Source organism: Streptomyces sp. NPDC046335, from assembly GCF_055587985.1.
The window spans coordinates 151,127-169,033 of sequence record NZ_JBVJFF010000006.1 but is presented as its reverse complement, the minus strand read 5'-3'; the positions used below and the strand labels follow the sequence as shown (position 1 = coordinate 169,033).

Here is a 17,907-nt window from a genome sequence, read left to right as displayed (position 1 = left end):
CCACGGCACGTTGCAAGGGGGTTGCGGCGCCGGACGGCGTGGACCGAACGGGGGACGGCCGGGGCGCGTCGCGGGCCGTCCGCGGGGCAGCCCTTGTTGCCGTCCTTGTGGCGGGGCGGCGCGCGCTGCGCGAGTATGGCCCCTTTCCTGTGGGGCATCCGTGGAGCGGAGGCAGCGCGATGGGATCACACGCGGCGGTGACGGGGCGGCGCAGGCGCAGGCCCCTCGTGTTCGGCGGACTCGGCGCGGCGCTGCTCGCGGCACTGCTGTCCGTCCCGAGCGCCGGCGGCGCGCCCGTCTCCGCCGACGCCTGCCGCACCGGGGGCACCTCGATGCCGGTCGGCGACTGCGGTCCTTTCTGGCAGGTCCTCGCCGAGGACTTCGACGGTGACCGGGTGCCGCTGGGCGCGTTCAGCGACTGCGACCACCACGCCGACACCTCCGCCGCGTACTGCGCCGGGCTGGACGGCTCCTACCGCGACAACTGGTGGGCGTACCCGGCCGGCTGGCCCGACACCGCGAACGACCGCGACCGCGACGTCGTCGGTGTCTACCACCCCGAGGACACCGTGAGCGTGGGCCCTGCGGAAGACGGCGACGGCCGGATGCGCATCCGGATGTGGCGGCCCGCCGACGGAGGCCCCGTCCACGCCTCGGCGGTCGTACCACGTGCCGTCATGCAGATGAAGTACGGCAAGTACAGCGCCCGCATCAAAGTGACCAAGCAGGCCCCCGGGTACAAGTCGGCCTGGCTGCACTACGGCGGTGGCTGCGAGATGGACCACCCGGAGGGCGAGTGGACCGGCCCCCTCAGCGCCTTCCACCACCCCTGCGGAGGCGGCGAACAGGGCTCCTTCAAGGGCGCTGACGACTGGACCGAGTGGCACACCGTGTCGACCGAGTGGACGCCGGGAAACGTCCGGTTCTTCGTGGACGGACGGCAGACGGGACACGACACGAGGGGCGTGCCGGACAAGCCGCTCTCCTGGGTCCTCCAGAACGAGAGCGCGCTCGAAGGCCCGGGAGCGGCGCCCGGCAGCAGCGCGCAACTGGAGATCACCTGGGTGACGGCGTACGCGTACGGGTGGAAGTGACGCCGGGCCCAATCCGGTATGTCGCCCTCCGGACACAAACATGAAATCCCGTACAACCCTTGTGCACCATCTCGTGTCGAACAGGGCGCCGGACAAGGAACGGGCCCTTTCCGGACACACCCCCGCGCCTGCCCGGCCACCTTCCTTCACAGGAGCCGCTCGTGCGCAAGAACCGTTCGGCCGCCCTCGCCGCGGCATCGTTCCTTCTGCTGACCGGGGCCGGGATCGCCGCCGCCCCCACCGCTTTCGCCGGCACCCCAGGCGGAACGCGCGCCGACGACCGCAACAGTGACTTCAACGGCGACGGATACGAGGACGTACTGGTCGGCGCCCCGGGCGCCACGGTGAGCGGGGCCAAGGGGGCAGGCCTCGTCACGGTCCAGTACGGCTCCACCAGGGGCATCGGCACCACCAACGTGGCCCGCTTCAGCCAGTCGACGGCCGACGTGGCGGGTGCCGCCGAGGCGGGTGACGGCTTCGGCAAGGCCGTCGCCACGGGTGACCTCGACGGCGACGGCTACGACGACGCGATCATCGGCATCCCGGGCGAGGACCTCGGCGGCACGGCGGACGCCGGTGGCGTGGCGATCCTCTGGGGCTCGCAGGCGGGCCTCAAGGGCTCGGCGAGCGACTGGCTGGAGACCCAGGAGCCCACCGCGGGCGAGCAGTTCGGCGTGGGTCTCGCCGCGGCGCACCTCACCGGTGAGACGCCGGGTGACGTGCTCGCCGTACTGGACCGCGACGACCTGGAGCTCTTCGCCTACGACCCGGCACCGCAGGCCCGTGGTGAGGCCCCGCTGCGCCGGCAGGCCACCGAGCGGCTCGCGAAGGCCGCCGAGGAGCGCCACATCCTGCCCAAGTCCCTGACCACCGGCGACTACGACGACAACGGCTACGCGGACCTCGTCGTCTCCGGGGTCACCGTGGGCGATGAGCCGGGGCACGGCTGGTCCATGCACTTCGCGGGAGGCGCCGACGGCCTCGCGTACAAGGGCGACCTGCGCGGCGGGCCCGCCGCGGCCTCGGGTGACATCAACAACGACGGCTACGACGACCTCGTGACCGGCGAGCCCGCGTCCCCGGACGACGGCGGCGAGACGATGACCGGCGGCCTGGTCGGCGTGCGCTACGGCACCGCGGACGGACTGGTCGACGAGGCCAAGTGGTGGACGCAGGACGCCGACGGCGTGCCCGGTGTCGCCGAGCGCGGTGACGGCTGGGGCGCCGACCTGTCCGTCGCGGACACGAACGGCGACGGCTACGCGGACGTGGCCATCGGCGCGCCCGGCGAGGACATCGGCACCGTCGTCGACGCGGGCGCGGTGTGGGTGCTGCGTGGTTCGGACAACGGGATGACGGCGAGCGGCGCCAAGTCCTTCGACCAGGACACCACGGACATCCCGGGAGTGCCCGAGAAGGGTGACAAGTGGGGCGCGCAGGTGCGGCTCACGGACCCGAACCGCGACGGCCGCTTCGGCCTCCTCGCGGCCGCGCCCGGCGAGAACGCCGGTGACGGCTTCGTCTGGACGCTGTCGGCCAACTCCGGTGGTGTCACCGCCTCGGGCGCCTGGTCCTTCGGCGCGGCGACGCTGGGGGCACCGGCCACGGGTGCGGCGTTCGGCGCGGCGATCGACGAGTGAGCCGGGGCTGACGGGCCGTCCGGCCGGGCCACCGGCCGGACGGCCCGGCCTCAGCCCAGGCGCTCGATCCGGATCTGGGCCGGCGGGTAGGGCGAGAAGGACGTCGTGCCGACCGACCAGTGGCCGCCGCCCGTCCCCGGGATCGTGGTGATCGCCTCGGGCAGGTACGCGGACGGGGCCTCGGGGCCCCGCTCGCTGACCCACCCGGTGCCGTCCCACCGCAGGTAGTGGGCGCGCTTCTGGTCCCAGAAGTCCCAGCCGGAGATCCGGTCGGGCCGGCCCGCGGCGTCAGCCGTGATGCCGCTCAGCAGGCCGACGGCGAACGGGGCCGTGACAAAGGCCCACTCCGTGCCGTCGTAGTGCTGGAGCACGATCGAGGGCGGTTTGCCGGGCGGTCCGCCCACCCCGTACGAGAAGCCGGTCAGCCAGATGTCGTCGTGTGCGACGGGCAGCAGCCCCGACACCGAGGTGCGGATGCCGATGTTGCGGGGCACCACCGTCCAGGCGCCGTCCCAGCGGGCGATGACGTCGCCGAAGACCCACACCTCACCGCCGGGCGTGACACGTACCCCGTACGGCGTGGGCGCGGACGCGTCCGGCAGCGGCCTGCACCAGCGCCACTTCCCGCCGGTGCCGCGCAGCAGTCCCGCCCGGTCGCTGTGCCGGCCCGCCACCCAGAAGCCGCCGTCGGGCCCGGTGGCGACGGCCGTCAGCTTCGTCCCCGCCTCGCCGCGGCCGGGGAACGCCCTCTCCCGCCAGGTCGTGCCGTCCCACGCGAGGAGCTGGTCGTGCCCCGCGGTGTTGGTGCCGAGGGCCCAGGCGGCGGTGCCCGACGGGCTGACGGCGACCGACCGCAGGCCGCCGGTGTACGTCAGGTGGGAGAGGTCGGTGGCCGACCAGGCGGTGCCGTTCCAGCTCAGGGCCATGGGGGTGCCGAGGGTGCCGCCGTAGCGGCCCTGTTCGCCCACGGCCCAGGCGCGGTCGGGCCCGGCGGCGGCCACCGCGGCGAGGTGCGCGAAGGGCTGCCCGGCAGGGGCGGGCACCTCCTGCCAGGAGGCGGCCTGCCGGGCGGCGGCGGCCGGTGCGGGCCGGGCGGTGGCGGCGCCGGCCAGGGGCACCGGCAGGGCGAGCCCCGCACCGGCGGCGGTCATTCCACGGACAAAGGCGCGTCTTCGCATCACAGGAGCCTCTCCTCGCGAGCGTGGATTTACCAAAGGTGCGCAACACCCTGAACCGGGCGCCGTGAGGCGTCAATGCACGCGGATGCCAGGTTCACGCTTCGGCCGGGACCGAAGCGACCCGTTCCTAGGGTTCGATCATGGACATCGCGCAGCACCCCACGAATCCCGCGGCCACCGGCCACCGGACCATCAGCCCCAGCATCCTGTACTTCGGCACCCCCGTCGCCCTCCTGACCACCGAGAACGAGGACGGCACGGACAACCTCGCGCCCGTCTCCTCCGTCTGGGCCCTGGGGCAGGTCGTCGTCATCGGTCTCGGCGGCGAGGGGCAGACCGCGCGCAACCTCCGCGAGCGGAGCGACCTGGTGCTCAGCCTGCCGTCGCCTGACATGTGGGAACAGGTCGAACGGCTCGCGCTCCTGACGGGCCGTTTCCCCGTGCCCGGGAGCAAGCCGGCCGGGTGCCGCCACGAGGCCGACAAGTTCGGTGCCGCGGGGCTCACCGCGCAGCGCTCGGACCTGGTGCGCCCGTCCCGCGTCGCGGGCTGCCCCCTCCAGTTCGAGGCGCGCGCCGCGAGGGTGCGCGAAGGCGTGGAGGACTGGTACGTCACCGTCGAGGCCACGGTGCTCAGGGTCCACGCCGATCCGGCCGTGGTCGTCCCCGGCACCCAGCACATCGACCCCGGGGCCTGGAGCCCGCTGATCTACAACTTCCGCCACTACTTCGGCCTCGGTCCCGAACTCGGCCACTCCCACCGGACCGACACGCCGCGCACCGCCTGACGGGCGCGGCGCCCACCGGAAGTGGGTCTTCCGCTGGAATAGACCTCTGAGGGGCCAGGCCGGAGCCAACTACCGCTGGTCACAAGGGGTTTGAGCGCCGAACGTCCGCCGGTTCCGCATGTGACGGCTGCGTGAACGAGGGGCGAATATCGTCGTTTTGTTCCACAAGGCGCCCAAGTCAATTGTTGACAGCGGTAGTTGGTCTAGTCCATTTTGGTGGTACGCAAGTTCGACGAGGGGCGGCTGGGACACGCGCTGCCCCGGCGGGCCCGAAGAGGTCCGGCGAGAACCGAACCTTGGAGCACCACATGCCAGCGCCCGACCGCTACCTCCACCGAGCCGCCTCCGACGTCCCGTACTTCAGCGCCGACGCGGACACCTACCTTGCCCAGACCCAGCTACGGGATCTGACCAAGACACGGCCGCTGAAGGTGCTGTCCGAGGAGGACTTCGCCTTCTGGCAGACGTACGGCTACATCGTCGTCAAGCAGGCGATCCCCGCCGAGTCGGCCAAGAACCTCCTCGACTTCGCCTGGGAGTTCCAGGGGCTCGACCGAGGCCGTCCGGAGACCTGGTACGAGGAGCGCGAGTTCCGCTCCGACCTCGACCGTGAGCTGCACATCTACGGATTCGTCGAGGCGTACCACCACCAGCTCATATGGGACAGCCGGCAGACACAGCGGGTGTACGACGCCTTCACCGACGTCTGGGACTGCGAAGAGCTCTGGGTCACCCTGGACCGGCTCAACCTCAACCCGCCCAACATCAAGAACCGCTCCCGCTCGCAGATCGCCCCGACCGAGCGCGGGTTCGACATCAACCTGCACTGGGACGTGGACACCACCCTCGGCGTGCTGCCCCAGCGGGTGCAGGGAATCATCGCCCTGGACGACACCCGGCCCGAGCACGGCGGTTTCCAGTGCTGCCCCGAGCTGTTCCGCCGGTTCGACCGGTGGAAGGCGCTCCAGCCGGACGGCCGCGACCCCATCCGCCCCGCGATCGACCAGAGCGACATGCCCGTCGTCCGCCCGGAGCTCGAAGCCGGCGACCTGCTGATCTGGAACGGTCTGCTCGCGCACGGCGTCGCCCCCAACACCTCGGAGAACGGCGTACGGGCCGTGCAGTACCTCTCGATGATGCCCGCGCTCGAAGAGCACGAGGAGCTGCGCCGCTCGCGGGTCGACTCCTGGAGCGACCTCAGCACGCCGCAGTGGAACGCCACCCTCCTCGGCGACGCCGACAAGCCCGAGGCCCTGCGGTACGGCACCGCCGCCCTGAACGACCTCGGCGCCAAGCTGCTCGGCCTCAAGTCGTGGCACGGCAAGGACCTCGGCCAGCCGATCGGGGAAGCCGCATGCGCAGAGTCTGCCTGACCCTCCCCACCAACCGGGCCTGCCCCCGGACGATCGCGGCGATCGGCGAGGAGGCGGCGTACGCCACCGCCCACTTCGACGTCGAGGTGCACCTGCTGATCCTCGACTCCTCGGACCCGGCCACGTTCGCCGCCCACGCGGCGGCCGTCCGCGCGCTGCCGGAGGACCCGCGGATCAGCGTCCACCACCTCGGTGAGCCGGAGCAGCGCGCCTTCCTCAGCCGGGTGATCGCCCGCGCGGACGTCGCCAAGCCCGAACTGATGCTGGAGCTGATGCTCCCGGCGACGGTCTCCTACGGCGCCTGCACCAACCGCGCGTTCCTCATCGCGGCGGCGCTCGGCTGCGAGTCCGTGCACCGCAGGGACTCCGACAGCCGCTACCAGATCCTCGACGGCGAGCCCGTCTTCCCCGTCCACCACGAACTCGCGTCCCTCGGCAGGAGCGCGGCCGACGCGGCGCGCGGCGACATCGAGACCGCCCTCGAACCGCGCCACGCGCACAAGCGGGTGGCGATGGTGGGCAGTTCCTTCGTGGGCGAGCTCTCCGTCGACATCGGCGAGATCCGCGCCCTCGACCCCGGGGTCTACCACGACGTGGTCAGCCTCTGGGCGCCGGACGACTGGACCGACGAGCAGAAGCGGGAGCTGGTCGACGACTCGTTCAAGGGCGCGGGCTCCGAGACCTTCACCGGCGACCGGGCGACGCTGACCCTGGTCGACCCGATGCGCGTGGACATGTGCAACATCGCCTTCCACGGCGTGCACGAACGCGTGCCGCTGCCGCCCGCGACCGACACCATCGGCAGCGACTACTTCCTCATCCACCTGGTCCACGACGCGGCACTGCCCGGCGTCCTGCACAACCGCGACATCGTCAACTACTACACCGCGGAACGCAGGACCGACGCCGGCTTCATCGCGTACCAGACGCGCTTCGTGAAGTTCTTCCTCTCGATGCTCTACTTCAACTTCATCTACGAGCGGATGGCCGCGGCCGGCGAAACCCTGCTCGACCGTGACGGCCAGGTCCGCGCCTCGGCCATCAGCGAGTTCGCCCGGGAGAGCGCCACGCTCGACAGGGCGGGCAACGTGCGGCGCCTCGACCGCATCGACGCCGCCTACCGCAGCCTCGGCGGCCGGTACGCGCACTTCGCCGACCTCCTCGCAGGCCGCCGCGAGCGCTTCCTCGAAGAGGCACGCGACGACATCGAGGACTTCGCCCTGCTCACCGAGGCCTGGGAGCCCCTGATGCGGGCTGCCGGGGAAACCGGCGCGCACCTGACGGCCGGACGGCAGGCATGAGCGCCACGATGATGTGCGAGACCGCGTCGCTCCCCGCGACGGGTCGGGGGGCCGCCCCGCGGCTCCTCGAAGCCCTGGCGGCCGCCGACGACGACCGGATCGTCTTCGACCTGGCCGGCATCGAGGAGGCCTACGAGGCGCTGCGCCGCGAACTGCCCGGCGTGGCCGTCCGCTTCGCCATGAAGGCCTGCCCGGTGGACGAGGTGCTCGGCCGTCTCGCCGCGCGGGGCTGCGGCGTCGACGCGGCGAGCCCCCACGAGGTCGAGCAGGCCCTGAGCGCCGGGGTGCCGATCGGCAGGATGCACTACGGCAACACCGTGAAGTCCGACAGCAACATCGCCGACGCGCACCGCCTCGGCATCACGGACTTCGCCACCGACAGCCTGGAGGACGTGGCCGCCATCGCGCGGCACGCGCCCGGCGCCCGGGTGTTCTGCCGGCTCGCGACCACGGGGGAGGGGGCGCTCTGGGGGCTCAGCAACAAGTACGGCTGTTCGCCCGCCGACGCCGTCGCCATCCTGGAGAAGGCACGTGAGCTGGGGCTCACGCCCGCCGGGCTCTCCGTGCACGTCGGCTCGCAGCAGATGACGGCGGACGCCTGGAGCGGCGCCTGCGACCTCATCGCCGACGTGCTGACCGCGCTCACCTCGCGCGGCATCTCCCTGGACCACGTCAACCTCGGCGGCGGGCTGCCCGCGCTCGGCTACCGCGACAAGCACGGCCGGTCGCTCCACCCCCCGATGGACAAGATCTTCACGGTGATCCGCGAGGGCATGGCACGGCTCGGTGCGATCCCGGGGCACCGGCTCGGCTTCGTCATCGAGCCCGGACGCCACCTCATCGCCGACCACGGGGCCATCCGCGCCCATGTCTCCCGGCTCGCCGCCCGGCGCCGCCCCGACGGCGAGCGGCAGCACTGGCTCTATCTGAGCTGCGGCAAGTTCAACGGCCTTTACGAGATGGACCAGTTGCAGTACCGCCTGGTCTTCCCCACGCACCGCGACGCCGAGTCCGTGCCCGCCGTGGTGGCGGGCCCCACCTGCGACAGCGACGACGCCTTCTCGCACGAGCACGGCCTCGTGCCGGTGCCCGAGGCGCTGGAATCGGGCGATCCGGTGTGGGTCCTGGCCAGCGGCGCGTACGCGACCAGCTATATGACGCAGGGCTTCAACGGCTTCGGACCGCTGACGTACACCTGGGCGGAGGGCGGGGACGCATGAGCCGCACCCACCTGCTCGATGTGCCCGCCGACCGGGCGGTACGGGTACGCCGCATCGCCGAGGGCGACTGGGACGGCATCGTGGAGCTCGAAGCCCGCGCCTACACCCGGCTCGGTCTCACCGAGGGCAGGGACGCGCTGCGGTCCCGCATGCTCGCGTCGCCGGACACCTGCTTCGCGCTCGACTCCGGGCCCCGGCTCGCGGGCTATCTGCTGGCCCTGCCGTACCCGGAGAAGCGGTACCCGGACCTGGGCAGTCCGGGGGACGAGCCCGCCGACGCGTCGCTCCCGTCGCGCAATCTGCACCTGCACGACATCGTCGTGGCCGAGGACCTGCGGCAGCGAGGGCTCGCCCACCACCTGCTCGACGGACTCACGGCCGCGGCCCGCGCCCACGGGTACGAGCGGATCTCCCTGGTGGCCGTGGGCGGCAGCCACCAGTACTGGGCGCGGCGGGGATACGCCGCCGACGAGGGAGCCGGTCTCCCCGCGGGGTACGGCCCGACGGCCGTGTACATGTCCAGGGCGGTGCCGGCCGGTCCGGCACCGCGCGACAGAGAAGTGGGCTGATGCGGGTGCTCCGCGTACGTGATCCTTTCCACCGCGGACAGCTGGCGATCGCGGCCCTGTTCTGCGCGCTCGGCTTCCAGTACGCCACGTGGGCGGCCCGGATTCCCGCCATCAAGGCGGACCTCGGCCTGACGGCGGCGGAGGTCGGCGTCCTGCTCATGGCCGCCGGTGTCGGCGCGGCCGTGTCGTTCCCCCTGGTCGCGGCCCTCATGCGGCGGCTGGGCTCGCAGCGCCTCGCGCTCCTTTCCGCGCTCGCCCTCGCCCTGGTCCTCCTCGCCCTCGCCGCGGCGCCGAACTACCCCGTCGCGCTGCTCGTCATGTGCGTCGACGGCGTGCTCGTGGGCTGCCTGAACGTGGCGATGAACGCGCAGGGCGCCGCGCTGGAGAGCCGCCACGAGCGCAACGCCATGGCCCGGCTGCACGCGACGTTCAGTGGCGGCTCGCTGCTCGCCGCGCTGCTCGCGTCCGGCATGAACGCGGCCGACTCCACGGTCGCCGTGCACTTCGGCGCGGCCGCGGCGCTCCTGTTCCTCCTCGTGGCCGTGGCGCGCACCGGCCTTCTCCAGGACGAGCCGGCCGTCGCGAAGCCCGCGGCCGAGGAGGAGAAGGGGAAGAAGCGGGCGCGGAAGTGGACCGTGCCGTCCGCCCTGACGCTGTGGATGTGCGTCGCCATGGCGTTCGGCACCGTGACCGAGGGCGCCATGAACGACTGGTCGGCGCTGTATCTGGAGGAAGTCGCCGACGCGTCGGCGGGCCTCGCGCCCCTCGGCATCGCCGTCGTCTCCGGAATGATGCTCGTGGCCCGCCTCTTCGCCGACGGCTGGCGCAGCCGCTTCGGCGACGGCCGCGTCGTCCTGTTCGGCAGCGCCCTGGCCGGCGCCGGGCTGCTCCTCGCCCTGGTGAGCGGCGGCCTGGTCCCGGCCCTGATCGGCTTCGCCTGCGTCGGCCTCGGCATCGCGGCCGTCACTCCTTGCGTGTACGTGGCGGCGGCGGGGCAGGGCTCGGACTCCCTGACGCTGGTCGCGGCCATGGGGACGACGGGGCTGCTCGCCGGGCCGCCGCTCATCGGCTTCATCGCCCACGCGAGCAGTCTGGTCTGGGGCTTCGCCGCGGTCGCCGCCTCGGCGCTGGTGGTCGCCGCGTGCAGCACCAGAATCCGGTGGACGCCCGCGGGACAGCCGAGCGGCACCGAGGAGCAGTTGAGCCATACCTGACCCCTCCCGGCACGCGCACATCTCGTAGCCACTCGTGCTTACTGGAGGGTAGGCACGCAGACCCCGTTGTTATACCTTCTGTCTAACAACGGGGTCGTGGCGTGCCGTCCGGCGGCGCCGCGGCCCCCCTCCGCCCTGACGTCTGAGTCAAGGAGCCGCAGCAATGGCAAGCAGCACTGTTCGGCCGAGCACACAGGACACCCGACCGGAGGGCGACATCGCCCGGCGGCTGCTGCACTCGGCCGCCGTGCTGGCGTACGACCCGGCCACCGAGGTCGACTGGGAGACCCCGCTGGACCGCGGCTTCCACGGCGCGAGCCCCGAGTGGAGCACGCTCTACGGGACCGACTACTGGCGCGAGATGACCGAGGAACAGCGCAAGGAGCTGACCCGGCAGGAGGCCGCCTCGGTGGCCAGCACCGGCATCTGGTTCGAGATGATCCTCCAGCAGATGGTGCTGCGCGACGTGTACGCCAAGGACCCGACCAGCGCCGAGGTCCAGTGGGCGCTCACGGAGATCGCCGAGGAGTGCCGCCACTCGATCATGTTCGCCCGCGGCGCCGAGAAGCTCGGCGCGCCGCCGTACCGCCCGCACCGGTTCGCCACCGAAATGGGCCGGATGTTCAAGTCGATCGCCTTCGGAGAGGCCGCGTACGCCGCGATCCTCGTCGCCGAAGAGGTGCTCGACGTCATGCAGCGCGACTGGATGCGCGACGAGCGGGTCGTACCGTTCGTGCGCACCATCAACAACATCCACGTGGTCGAGGAGTCGCGGCACATGAAGTTCGCCCGCGACCAGACACGCAAGCACCTCGCGGGCGCGGGCCGCGTGCGCCGCCGGTTCAACGCCCTGGTGATCGCCATCGCCTCGTACGTCATCGTCACCAGCATGGTGAACCGCAAGGTCTACGCGAACGCCGGGCTCGACGAGAAGCGCGCTCTCGCCGAGGCGAAGGCCAACGAGCACCACAAGTCGATGATGCGGTCGAGCTGTGCCGGGCTGATGGAGTTCCTGGCCTCGTGCGGTCTGCTCACCAAGCCGGCCCTGGTCTTCTACAAGCGCGCCCACCTCATCTGAGCCGAACCGACCGATCCGACCGATCCGAGCCGACGGATCCGAGCCGAACCGAGTCCACGAACATGACCTACGTCATCACCCAGACCTGCTGCAACGACGCCACCTGCGTGGCCGTGTGCCCGGTCAACTGCATCCACCCCACGCCGCAGGAGCGGGAGTTCGGCAGCACGGAGATGCTGCACATCGACCCGGAGACATGCATCGCCTGCGGTGCCTGTGCCGACGCCTGCCCGGTCGACGCGATCTTCCCGGTGGACAAGCTGCCGGCCGCCCAGCGGGAGTACGCCGCGATCAACGCGGGCTACTTCGACGGGGGCGGCGCGGGCGGACCCGCGCCGGAGCCCGAGGGGCCGAACTTCCACCCCTGGGGCGAGCCGTCCTTCCCGCGCGTCCTGCCCGCCGACTTCGCGCCGCTGCGGATCGCCGTCGTCGGCACGGGCCCCGCCGGGATGTACGCGGCGCAGGACCTGCTCCTGCACACCAGCGCCGAGATCACCCTGATCGACCGGCTGCCGGTCGCGGGCGGCCTCGTGCGCTACGGCGTGGCACCGGACCACCCCGCGACCAAGCGGGTCGGCGACACCTTCGCGCGCTTCCACACGCACCCGAGGGTGCGGATGCACCTGGGACTCGACGTGGGTACCGACGTCACCACCGGGGAGATCGCCGACCACCACGACGCGGTGATCTACGCGGTGGGCGCCTCCGCCGACCGGCGCCTGGACGTACCCGGCGAGGACCTGCCGGGCTCCCTCTCCGCGAGCGCGTTCGTCGCCTGGTACAACGCCCACCCCGACGTGGCACCCGACGCCGTCGACCTGTCGGCGGAACGCGTCGTCGTGGTCGGCAACGGCAACGTCGCGCTCGACGTGGCGCGCGTCCTGCTCGCCGACCCCGACGCGCTGGCCCGCACCGACATAGCGGACCACGCCCTGACGGCGCTGCGTTCGAGCAAGGTGCGCGAGGTGGTTCTCATCGCGCGGCGCGGCCCCGAGCACGCGGCCTGTACCCGGTCCGAACTCCTCGCCCTGAAGCACCTTCCCGGCGTCGAGCTGATCGTCGACGACCACGACCCGAGGATCGCCGCCGCCGTCGACGCGGCGGGCCCGAACGACAAGGCGGCCGTCCTGCGCGACGTCACCCGCGCCCGCGTGGACTGGGAGCGGCAGCCGGAGCCGGGCAGGCGCATCGTCCTGCGCTTCCACAGTGAACCCGTGGAGGTCCAGGGGGAGGACAGGGTCGACGCCGTGCGCGTCGCGTCACGGACGGGGGAGCGCGTCATACGGGCGGGCCTGATGCTGCGCGCGATCGGCTACCGCGGTGTGCCGGTGGCCGGCCTGCCCTTCGACGAGGCGACGGGCACCGTGCCGCACGAGGGCGGCCGGGTCACCGGGCGTCCCGGCAGCTACGTCGTGGGCTGGATCAAGCGCGGCCCCACCGGCGGCATCGGCGCCAACCGGACCTGCGCCGCCGAGACGGTCTCGACCCTCCTGGCCGACGCGGTCGCCGGTGCCCTGCCCGCCCCGCGGCAGCCGGCACGCGCCTTCCACCGCCTGGTCCGCCGCCGCAACCGCCAGGTGATCGACGCCCGCGGCCTGGCCGCGATCGAACGTGCCGAGGTGGCCCGCGGCGAGGCCGCGGGCCGGCCCCGGGTCAAACTGGCGACGGTGGCCGAACTCGTCTCCACCGCACGGCCGGCCGCCGGACGCGTCAGTCGTCGATGGCGTTCATGACCTTGCCGAGGTCCACGAACTTGAAGTTCGTGGAGGGCCGTTCGGCGTCCCCGGGCGCGTCATGGCCGTCCTGCACCACGAGCAGACCGTTGGGGAACTTGGCGCCCAGCGGCGCGTTCAGCACGGCGGCCCCGTCGCACTCCTCCGAGCCGTCGAGGGTGGCGGACGCCGCGGTGACGCGGAAGCCGCCCTCGTACTCGTTGGCGTCGGAGACCTCGCGGTCGTACGCGGCGAAGGTGTTGTCACCCTGGCTGGACGCCAGGACGTAGCCGTCGCCGTCCTGCTCGGTGAGAAGGGTGAGGCCCTCGACGTCGGCCGTGATGCGCTTGCCGCCGTAGCCCGGGTCCGTGCCCGCGGTGCACTCCTCGGTCTCCTCGTCATAGGTGCCGGGGACGCCGTACTCGCGGACCTTGTCGATCAGCTTCGGCTTGCCCGTCAGGTCGGCGCTGAGCCGCCAGATGCCGACGTCCTCCTGGCCCGCGTACAGCGTGCCGTCGGCCGGGTCGACCACCATGCCCTCGACCTGCGGGAGTTCGCCGGGCTCGCCGCAGGGCGTCCAGGAAGTGCCGTTGGGCAGGCGGAAGTCGGCGGGCAGGTCGAGGGTGCGGACCTTGCGGTAGCCGACCTTGCCGTCGGCCGCGGGGGTGAGTTCGAGCAGCGCGATGCTCGTCCGCTCACGCTGGCTGACCAGCGCGTAGGAGCGGCCCGTGGCCTTGTCGGTCCAGGTGGCGAGCCCGTACGCGGTGCGCTGGTCGTCGATCTCCTGCTGGTCGGCGGAGAAGACGGGCGGGGCCGACGGGTCCGTGACGTCGGTGAGCGGGCCGCCGGGGCGGCTGTTGTCGATGCGGTAGAAGCGGAGCCGGTCGGTGCCGCGGTCGCTGGTCACCGCGAGGTCGGCCTTGCCGGACGACAGGCGCAGCCCGTGCACGAGGTCGACGTTGTTGTAGCGGCCGGGGGCGTGGTCGGGGCCCGGCGCGGCGGGCGCGGGCAGGGACTGCACCTCACGGGCGCTCAGGTCGTAGACGCGCAGTCCGCCCTGCTTGCCGGTGGCGATGACCAGGCTGCGGTCCGGGTGCGCGGCGTCGCGCCAGATCGCCGGGTCGTCGGCGTCGGCGTCGCCGCCCGCCTCGTCGTCGTGCAGGGCCGGGGTCTCGGCGCGCGGCGTGACGGCGGGCAGCGCGTTCTTCTGGCCTGCCGGGGCGGCCAGGGCCTGGAACGGCACGGCGAGCGCGGCGAGCGACACGACGGTGGTGGCGAGGGCGAGCGCCGCCGACCGGGGACTGCGGGGGGTGACCACGTGAAGATCCCTTCGGGAAGGAAGTCCGGGGAACTGAACGGACAGAGTCTGTGATCTCCGTATGAAGACTTACCGCTGGGTAATGTGTGGCGAGGTGAAGCGCCGGTGAACAACGAGGCGGCCCCATGCTGGGCTGACGGGATGTCACTGTCCAGGCGTCGGCGCACAAAAAGACCCCGGTCTCCGTAACCGGAGACCGGGGTCCGTCGAGCGCTGGGCAGGCCTTGCACCTACATCTCCCCGCAGGAAGCGGGGCGCCTTTCCTTGGACCACCAACGCCTGGCCTGCCACCGTAGTTCCGGCGGCGAGCTCAAGATCAATCATAGACCATCCCCGGCAGTGCCCGGACCGGCCCCCGAACCGGCCCCGCGCCCCCGCACGGCCACCGCCGGGATCACCGCGAGCGCGAGGACGCCCGCCGCCACGGCGAGGAGCGGATAGCCGCCGCCCGCCACCACCAGACCGGAGGCCATGCCGCCCGTCGCGCCCGCCAGGGACATGCCCACGTCGACCAGGCCCTGCACGGACGCGCGGCTCTCCGCCGGGGCGGCGTCGGTGACCAGCGCGGTGCCGCCGACCAGGGCGAGGTTCCAGCCGACGCCGAGCACGACGAGCGCGCAGGCCGGCCACAGCACGCCGCCCGGCGGCGCGAGACCGGCGAGCAGGCCCGCGCAGACCAGCACGGCACCGGACGCCGCCACCACGGGCAGCCGGCCGAAGCGGTCGGCGAGCAGGCCGCTCAGCGGTGACGGCAGGAACATCGCGCCCACGTGCAGCGCGATGACGAGCCCCACGGCCTGCGTGCTGTGGCCGTGCCCGGCCATGTGGACCGGTGTCATCGTCATCACGGCGATCATCACCAACTGGGCGGTGATCATCACGGTGGCGCCCGTGACGACGCCGGGGGTGAAGCGGCCGGACTTCGGTGCGGCGGCCACCGGCTCCCGCGGCGGTGGTTGCGCGGCGCGGGCGAGGAGCAGCGGGTCGGGCCGCAGCCACAGCAGGAGGACCAGACCGGCGGCCGCGTAGGCGACCGCGGCGAGCAGGAAGGGGCCCGCGAGCCGCGGGATGCCCCAGGCATGGGCGAGGGTGCCCGTGGGGCCGACGAGGTTCGGGCCCGCGACCGCGCCCAGCGTCGTGGCGAGCAGCACGGTGCCGGTGGCCCGCCCGCGCCGCTCGGGCGGGGCCAGGTCGGCGCCCGCGTACCGCGCGAGCAGGCCCGTGGCCGTGCCGGCCCCGTACACGAAGAGCGAGGTCAGCAGCAGCCACGCCCACTGCCAGGTGGCCCCGGCGACCACTCCGGCGCTGCCGAGCGCGGCGGCGCCGTGGCCGAGGGCGAGGCCGGGGCGCCGTCCCCGGCGCTGCGAGATCCGCCCGATCACCGCCGCGCCGAGCGCCGCCCCCGCGGTGAACAGCGCGGTCGGAAGCCCGGCGAGACCCGTGGAGCCGAGCAGGTCCTCGGCGAGCAGCGCGCCGACCGTGATGCCCGCGGCCATGCCGGCACCGCCGAGTGCCTGCGAGACGACGAGCACGGTCAGGGCGCGCCGCAGGATGTGGGGCGCCGCCGCTTCCCGGGCCCGCGGGGCGGTGGCGGTCACGCGGCTCCGCGTGACGGCGTCTCCGCCTCGCCCGCCATGGCCGCGATCTCCGCCAGGGAGAGGCCGAGTTCGTCGTGGAGGAACCGCACGACCGTCCAGTGCGGCAGCGCCGCCTCGTCGAAGGGGCCGAATGCGGCGGTGTAGAGGGGTATCCAGCGCAGCGCCTCCTCGGCGGCCGTCTCGCGCCCCGGGGCCGCCTGGTAGGTGTCGTAGGAGATGCTGCGGTGGTGGATGAAGTGGCCGCCGGGCAGCCGCTGTTCGCACAGGTCGCGGTACTCGCGGGTCTGGAGGATCAGGTGGTGCCAGATCTCGTCGATGTCCTGCTCCACGGGCAGGAAGAGGCCGCCGAGGCGGTCGGGGTGCCGCGAGACCAGGTAGAGATAGCGGAGACACTCGCGGACCTGGTCCGTGACGAAGGCGGTGTCCGGCGCGCCGGGCCGCGCGGCGAAGTGCCGGACCACTTCCGCGTGCAGGTCGCCGCCGAGCAGTTCCTCGGCGGTGGGTGCCGTCTTGACGGGCATGGGGGCTGGCTCCTGACGGGGGCTCGGGGGCTACGGGATCAGCCAGGCGTACTTGCCGGAGTGTCCGATGGGTATGCGGGCGCGGTGCTCGACCCGGCAGTCGCGTCCGGTCAACTCGCCGACGGCCGCCGCGAGTTCGCGGCTCTCCTCGGGCGTCAGGGGGGAGCCGTCGAAGGTCGTGCACCACAGCAGGCACTCGGCCTCGCCGGTCAGCCGCAGTTGCTGGAGGAAGACCCGGGGGGTGACGTCGGCGACGCGGGCGTCCAGGTCGGCCTGGGCGACGGGGCCCGCGGGTGTGGCGAGCAGCTCCTTCTCACGGCCGCAGAAGGAGACGATCCGCTGCGGGTCGGCGCTGCCGTCGCGGGTGCGGACGCAGTCGCCCGAGCGGTAGCGGACCAGTGGCATGTACGGGTTGCGGACGCTGGTGACGATGAGGCTGTGGATGCCGCTGCCGGGCTCCACCGGGATCAGCTCGACGCTCATGCCGTGCAGGTAGGGACGGTACGAGCCGTCGGCCTCGCTGTAGAAGAGGTAGCCGAGTTCCGTGCTGCCGAAGAGGTCCACCACGGGGCAGCCGAAGCGGGCCCGCAGTTCGGCGCGGACGTTCAGGGGCGTGTACTCGTACGCGTGGACGATGCCCGCCGGTGGCGGAAAGGCGTCCCACAGGTCCCACTCGGTGACCCTGGCGACGAGGTGGGCCAGGTGGTAGCCGGAGCAGTCAAGAAGATACGAGCCCCGGGGGTGCGCGGCGGCGACCTCCTGGATCTCGGCGAGCATCCGCTCGACCTCGGCGCGGTCCCAGTCGGCCGGGTCAAGGGTGCGGTTGAGGTACAGGGTCCGGTCGTCCAGCCAGCGTTCGCCCGGTGTGGCGCCCGGCTTGCGGGAGTTGACGCGGGCGACGTGCTCGGTGGCGAGGACGGTGGTCAGCGAGATCCGCTTGGCCCCGTCGTGCCAGGACGCGCCCAGCTCGGGGTGTTCGCTCCAGAGCCGGTAGTAGGAGCGGAGCAGGAAGTACGGCGGGCGGATGAGCTGCATCCGGGCGTGGTTGGTGCCGGTGGAGAGCACGAACTCCGCCTCGCCGGTCTCCAGGGCGCGGGCCAGCTCGGGGGTCATCCAGTTCTCGGGGAAGCCCTCGGCCATCGCGGGCTTCTCCAGGATCGGGAAGTCGCCGCGCTCGACGGAGGCTCGGTAGAGGGGGATGTCCCGGACCCGGTCCAGGACGTCGGCGCTCGGCAGGCGGTTCAAGGAAACTCCGGGGGAGGCGGGGGCCGGGGGACGAGAGCGGGGCCGCCGTGCCAACGGCCGC

At 72.7% G+C, this 17,907-nt stretch carries 15 protein-coding genes; 10 read left to right on the top strand and 5 right to left on the bottom strand.

The window, feature by feature from the left end:
- The first annotated feature begins 179 nt into the window (after positions 1–179).
- Together ACZ6JY_RS16220 and ACZ6JY_RS16215 are read left to right on the top strand one after the other, a co-directional pair.
- A complete protein-coding gene (locus ACZ6JY_RS16220; protein WP_469196449.1) occupies positions 180–1,094 on the top strand; it encodes a glycoside hydrolase family 16 protein in 915 nt (304 codons plus the stop codon).
- 161 nt (positions 1,095–1,255) lie between these two features.
- Complete coding sequence (locus tag ACZ6JY_RS16215; protein WP_469196447.1) at positions 1,256–2,734, top strand: esterase; 1,479 nt, start codon at positions 1,256–1,258, stop codon at positions 2,732–2,734.
- 50 nt (positions 2,735–2,784) lie between these two features.
- On the opposite strand, the gene ACZ6JY_RS16210 is transcribed toward ACZ6JY_RS16215, so the two are convergent.
- The gene (locus tag ACZ6JY_RS16210) at positions 2,785–3,885 is read right to left on the bottom strand and encodes an NHL repeat-containing protein (RefSeq protein ID WP_469196445.1); all 1,101 of its coding nucleotides are present in this window, start codon (positions 3,883–3,885) and stop codon (positions 2,785–2,787) included.
- A gap of 167 nt (positions 3,886–4,052) precedes the next feature.
- Between ACZ6JY_RS16210 and ACZ6JY_RS16205 the strand changes: the two genes are divergently transcribed.
- The 8 genes from ACZ6JY_RS16205 (at position 4,053) to ACZ6JY_RS16170 (ending at position 13,185) form a co-directional block, all read left to right on the top strand.
- On the top strand, positions 4,053–4,697 hold the full coding sequence (locus ACZ6JY_RS16205) for a flavin reductase family protein (protein WP_469196443.1): 645 nt from the start codon (positions 4,053–4,055) through the stop codon (positions 4,695–4,697).
- A 308-nt stretch (positions 4,698–5,005) separates the two neighbouring features.
- The gene (locus tag ACZ6JY_RS16200) at positions 5,006–6,070 is read left to right on the top strand and encodes a phytanoyl-CoA dioxygenase family protein (protein ID WP_469196441.1); all 1,065 of its coding nucleotides are present in this window, start codon (positions 5,006–5,008) and stop codon (positions 6,068–6,070) included.
- A complete protein-coding gene (locus tag ACZ6JY_RS16195) occupies positions 6,052–7,371 on the top strand; it encodes a DUF6271 family protein (protein ID WP_469196439.1) in 1,320 nt (439 codons plus the stop codon). The genes ACZ6JY_RS16200 and ACZ6JY_RS16195 overlap by 19 nt, the downstream gene beginning before the upstream one ends.
- Before the next feature lie 11 nt (positions 7,372–7,382).
- Positions 7,383–8,591, top strand: a complete 1,209-nt coding sequence (locus ACZ6JY_RS16190) for a type III PLP-dependent enzyme (RefSeq protein WP_469196951.1) — start codon at positions 7,383–7,385, stop codon at positions 8,589–8,591.
- Positions 8,588–9,160 (top strand): GNAT family N-acetyltransferase, encoded by a 573-nt coding sequence (locus ACZ6JY_RS16185; protein ID WP_469196437.1) that lies wholly within the window; start codon positions 8,588–8,590, stop codon positions 9,158–9,160. The genes ACZ6JY_RS16190 and ACZ6JY_RS16185 overlap by 4 nt, the downstream gene beginning before the upstream one ends.
- On the top strand, positions 9,160–10,374 hold the full coding sequence (locus tag ACZ6JY_RS16180; RefSeq protein ID WP_469196435.1) for an MFS transporter: 1,215 nt from the start codon (positions 9,160–9,162) through the stop codon (positions 10,372–10,374). The genes ACZ6JY_RS16185 and ACZ6JY_RS16180 overlap by 1 nt, the downstream gene beginning before the upstream one ends.
- A 163-nt stretch (positions 10,375–10,537) precedes the next feature.
- Positions 10,538–11,452, top strand: coding sequence for an AurF N-oxygenase family protein (locus tag ACZ6JY_RS16175; RefSeq protein ID WP_469196433.1), 915 nt, complete (start codon positions 10,538–10,540; stop codon positions 11,450–11,452).
- 62 nt (positions 11,453–11,514) lie between these two features.
- Positions 11,515–13,185, top strand: a complete 1,671-nt coding sequence (locus ACZ6JY_RS16170; RefSeq protein WP_469196431.1) for an FAD-dependent oxidoreductase — start codon at positions 11,515–11,517, stop codon at positions 13,183–13,185.
- Here ACZ6JY_RS16170 and ACZ6JY_RS16165 read toward each other — a convergent pair.
- The 4 genes from ACZ6JY_RS16165 to ACZ6JY_RS16150 all read right to left on the bottom strand — a co-directional run bounded on the left by ACZ6JY_RS16165 (position 13,163) and on the right by ACZ6JY_RS16150 (position 17,846).
- Positions 13,163–14,482: a phytase gene (locus ACZ6JY_RS16165; RefSeq protein ID WP_469196429.1), complete on the bottom strand. Its 1,320-nt coding sequence runs from the start codon at positions 14,480–14,482 to the stop codon at positions 13,163–13,165. The genes ACZ6JY_RS16170 and ACZ6JY_RS16165 overlap by 23 nt on opposite strands.
- Before the next feature lie 320 nt (positions 14,483–14,802).
- Positions 14,803–16,080: an MFS transporter gene (locus ACZ6JY_RS16160; protein WP_469196428.1), complete on the bottom strand. Its 1,278-nt coding sequence runs from the start codon at positions 16,078–16,080 to the stop codon at positions 14,803–14,805.
- Complete coding sequence (locus ACZ6JY_RS16155) at positions 16,077–16,601, bottom strand: glycine-rich domain-containing protein (RefSeq protein WP_469196426.1); 525 nt, start codon at positions 16,599–16,601, stop codon at positions 16,077–16,079. Before ACZ6JY_RS16155 ends, ACZ6JY_RS16160 begins: the two co-directional genes overlap by 4 nt.
- Before the next feature lie 30 nt (positions 16,602–16,631).
- A complete protein-coding gene (locus ACZ6JY_RS16150; RefSeq protein ID WP_469196424.1) occupies positions 16,632–17,846 on the bottom strand; it encodes a hypothetical protein in 1,215 nt (404 codons plus the stop codon).
- Between the last annotated feature and the right edge of the window lie 61 nt (positions 17,847–17,907).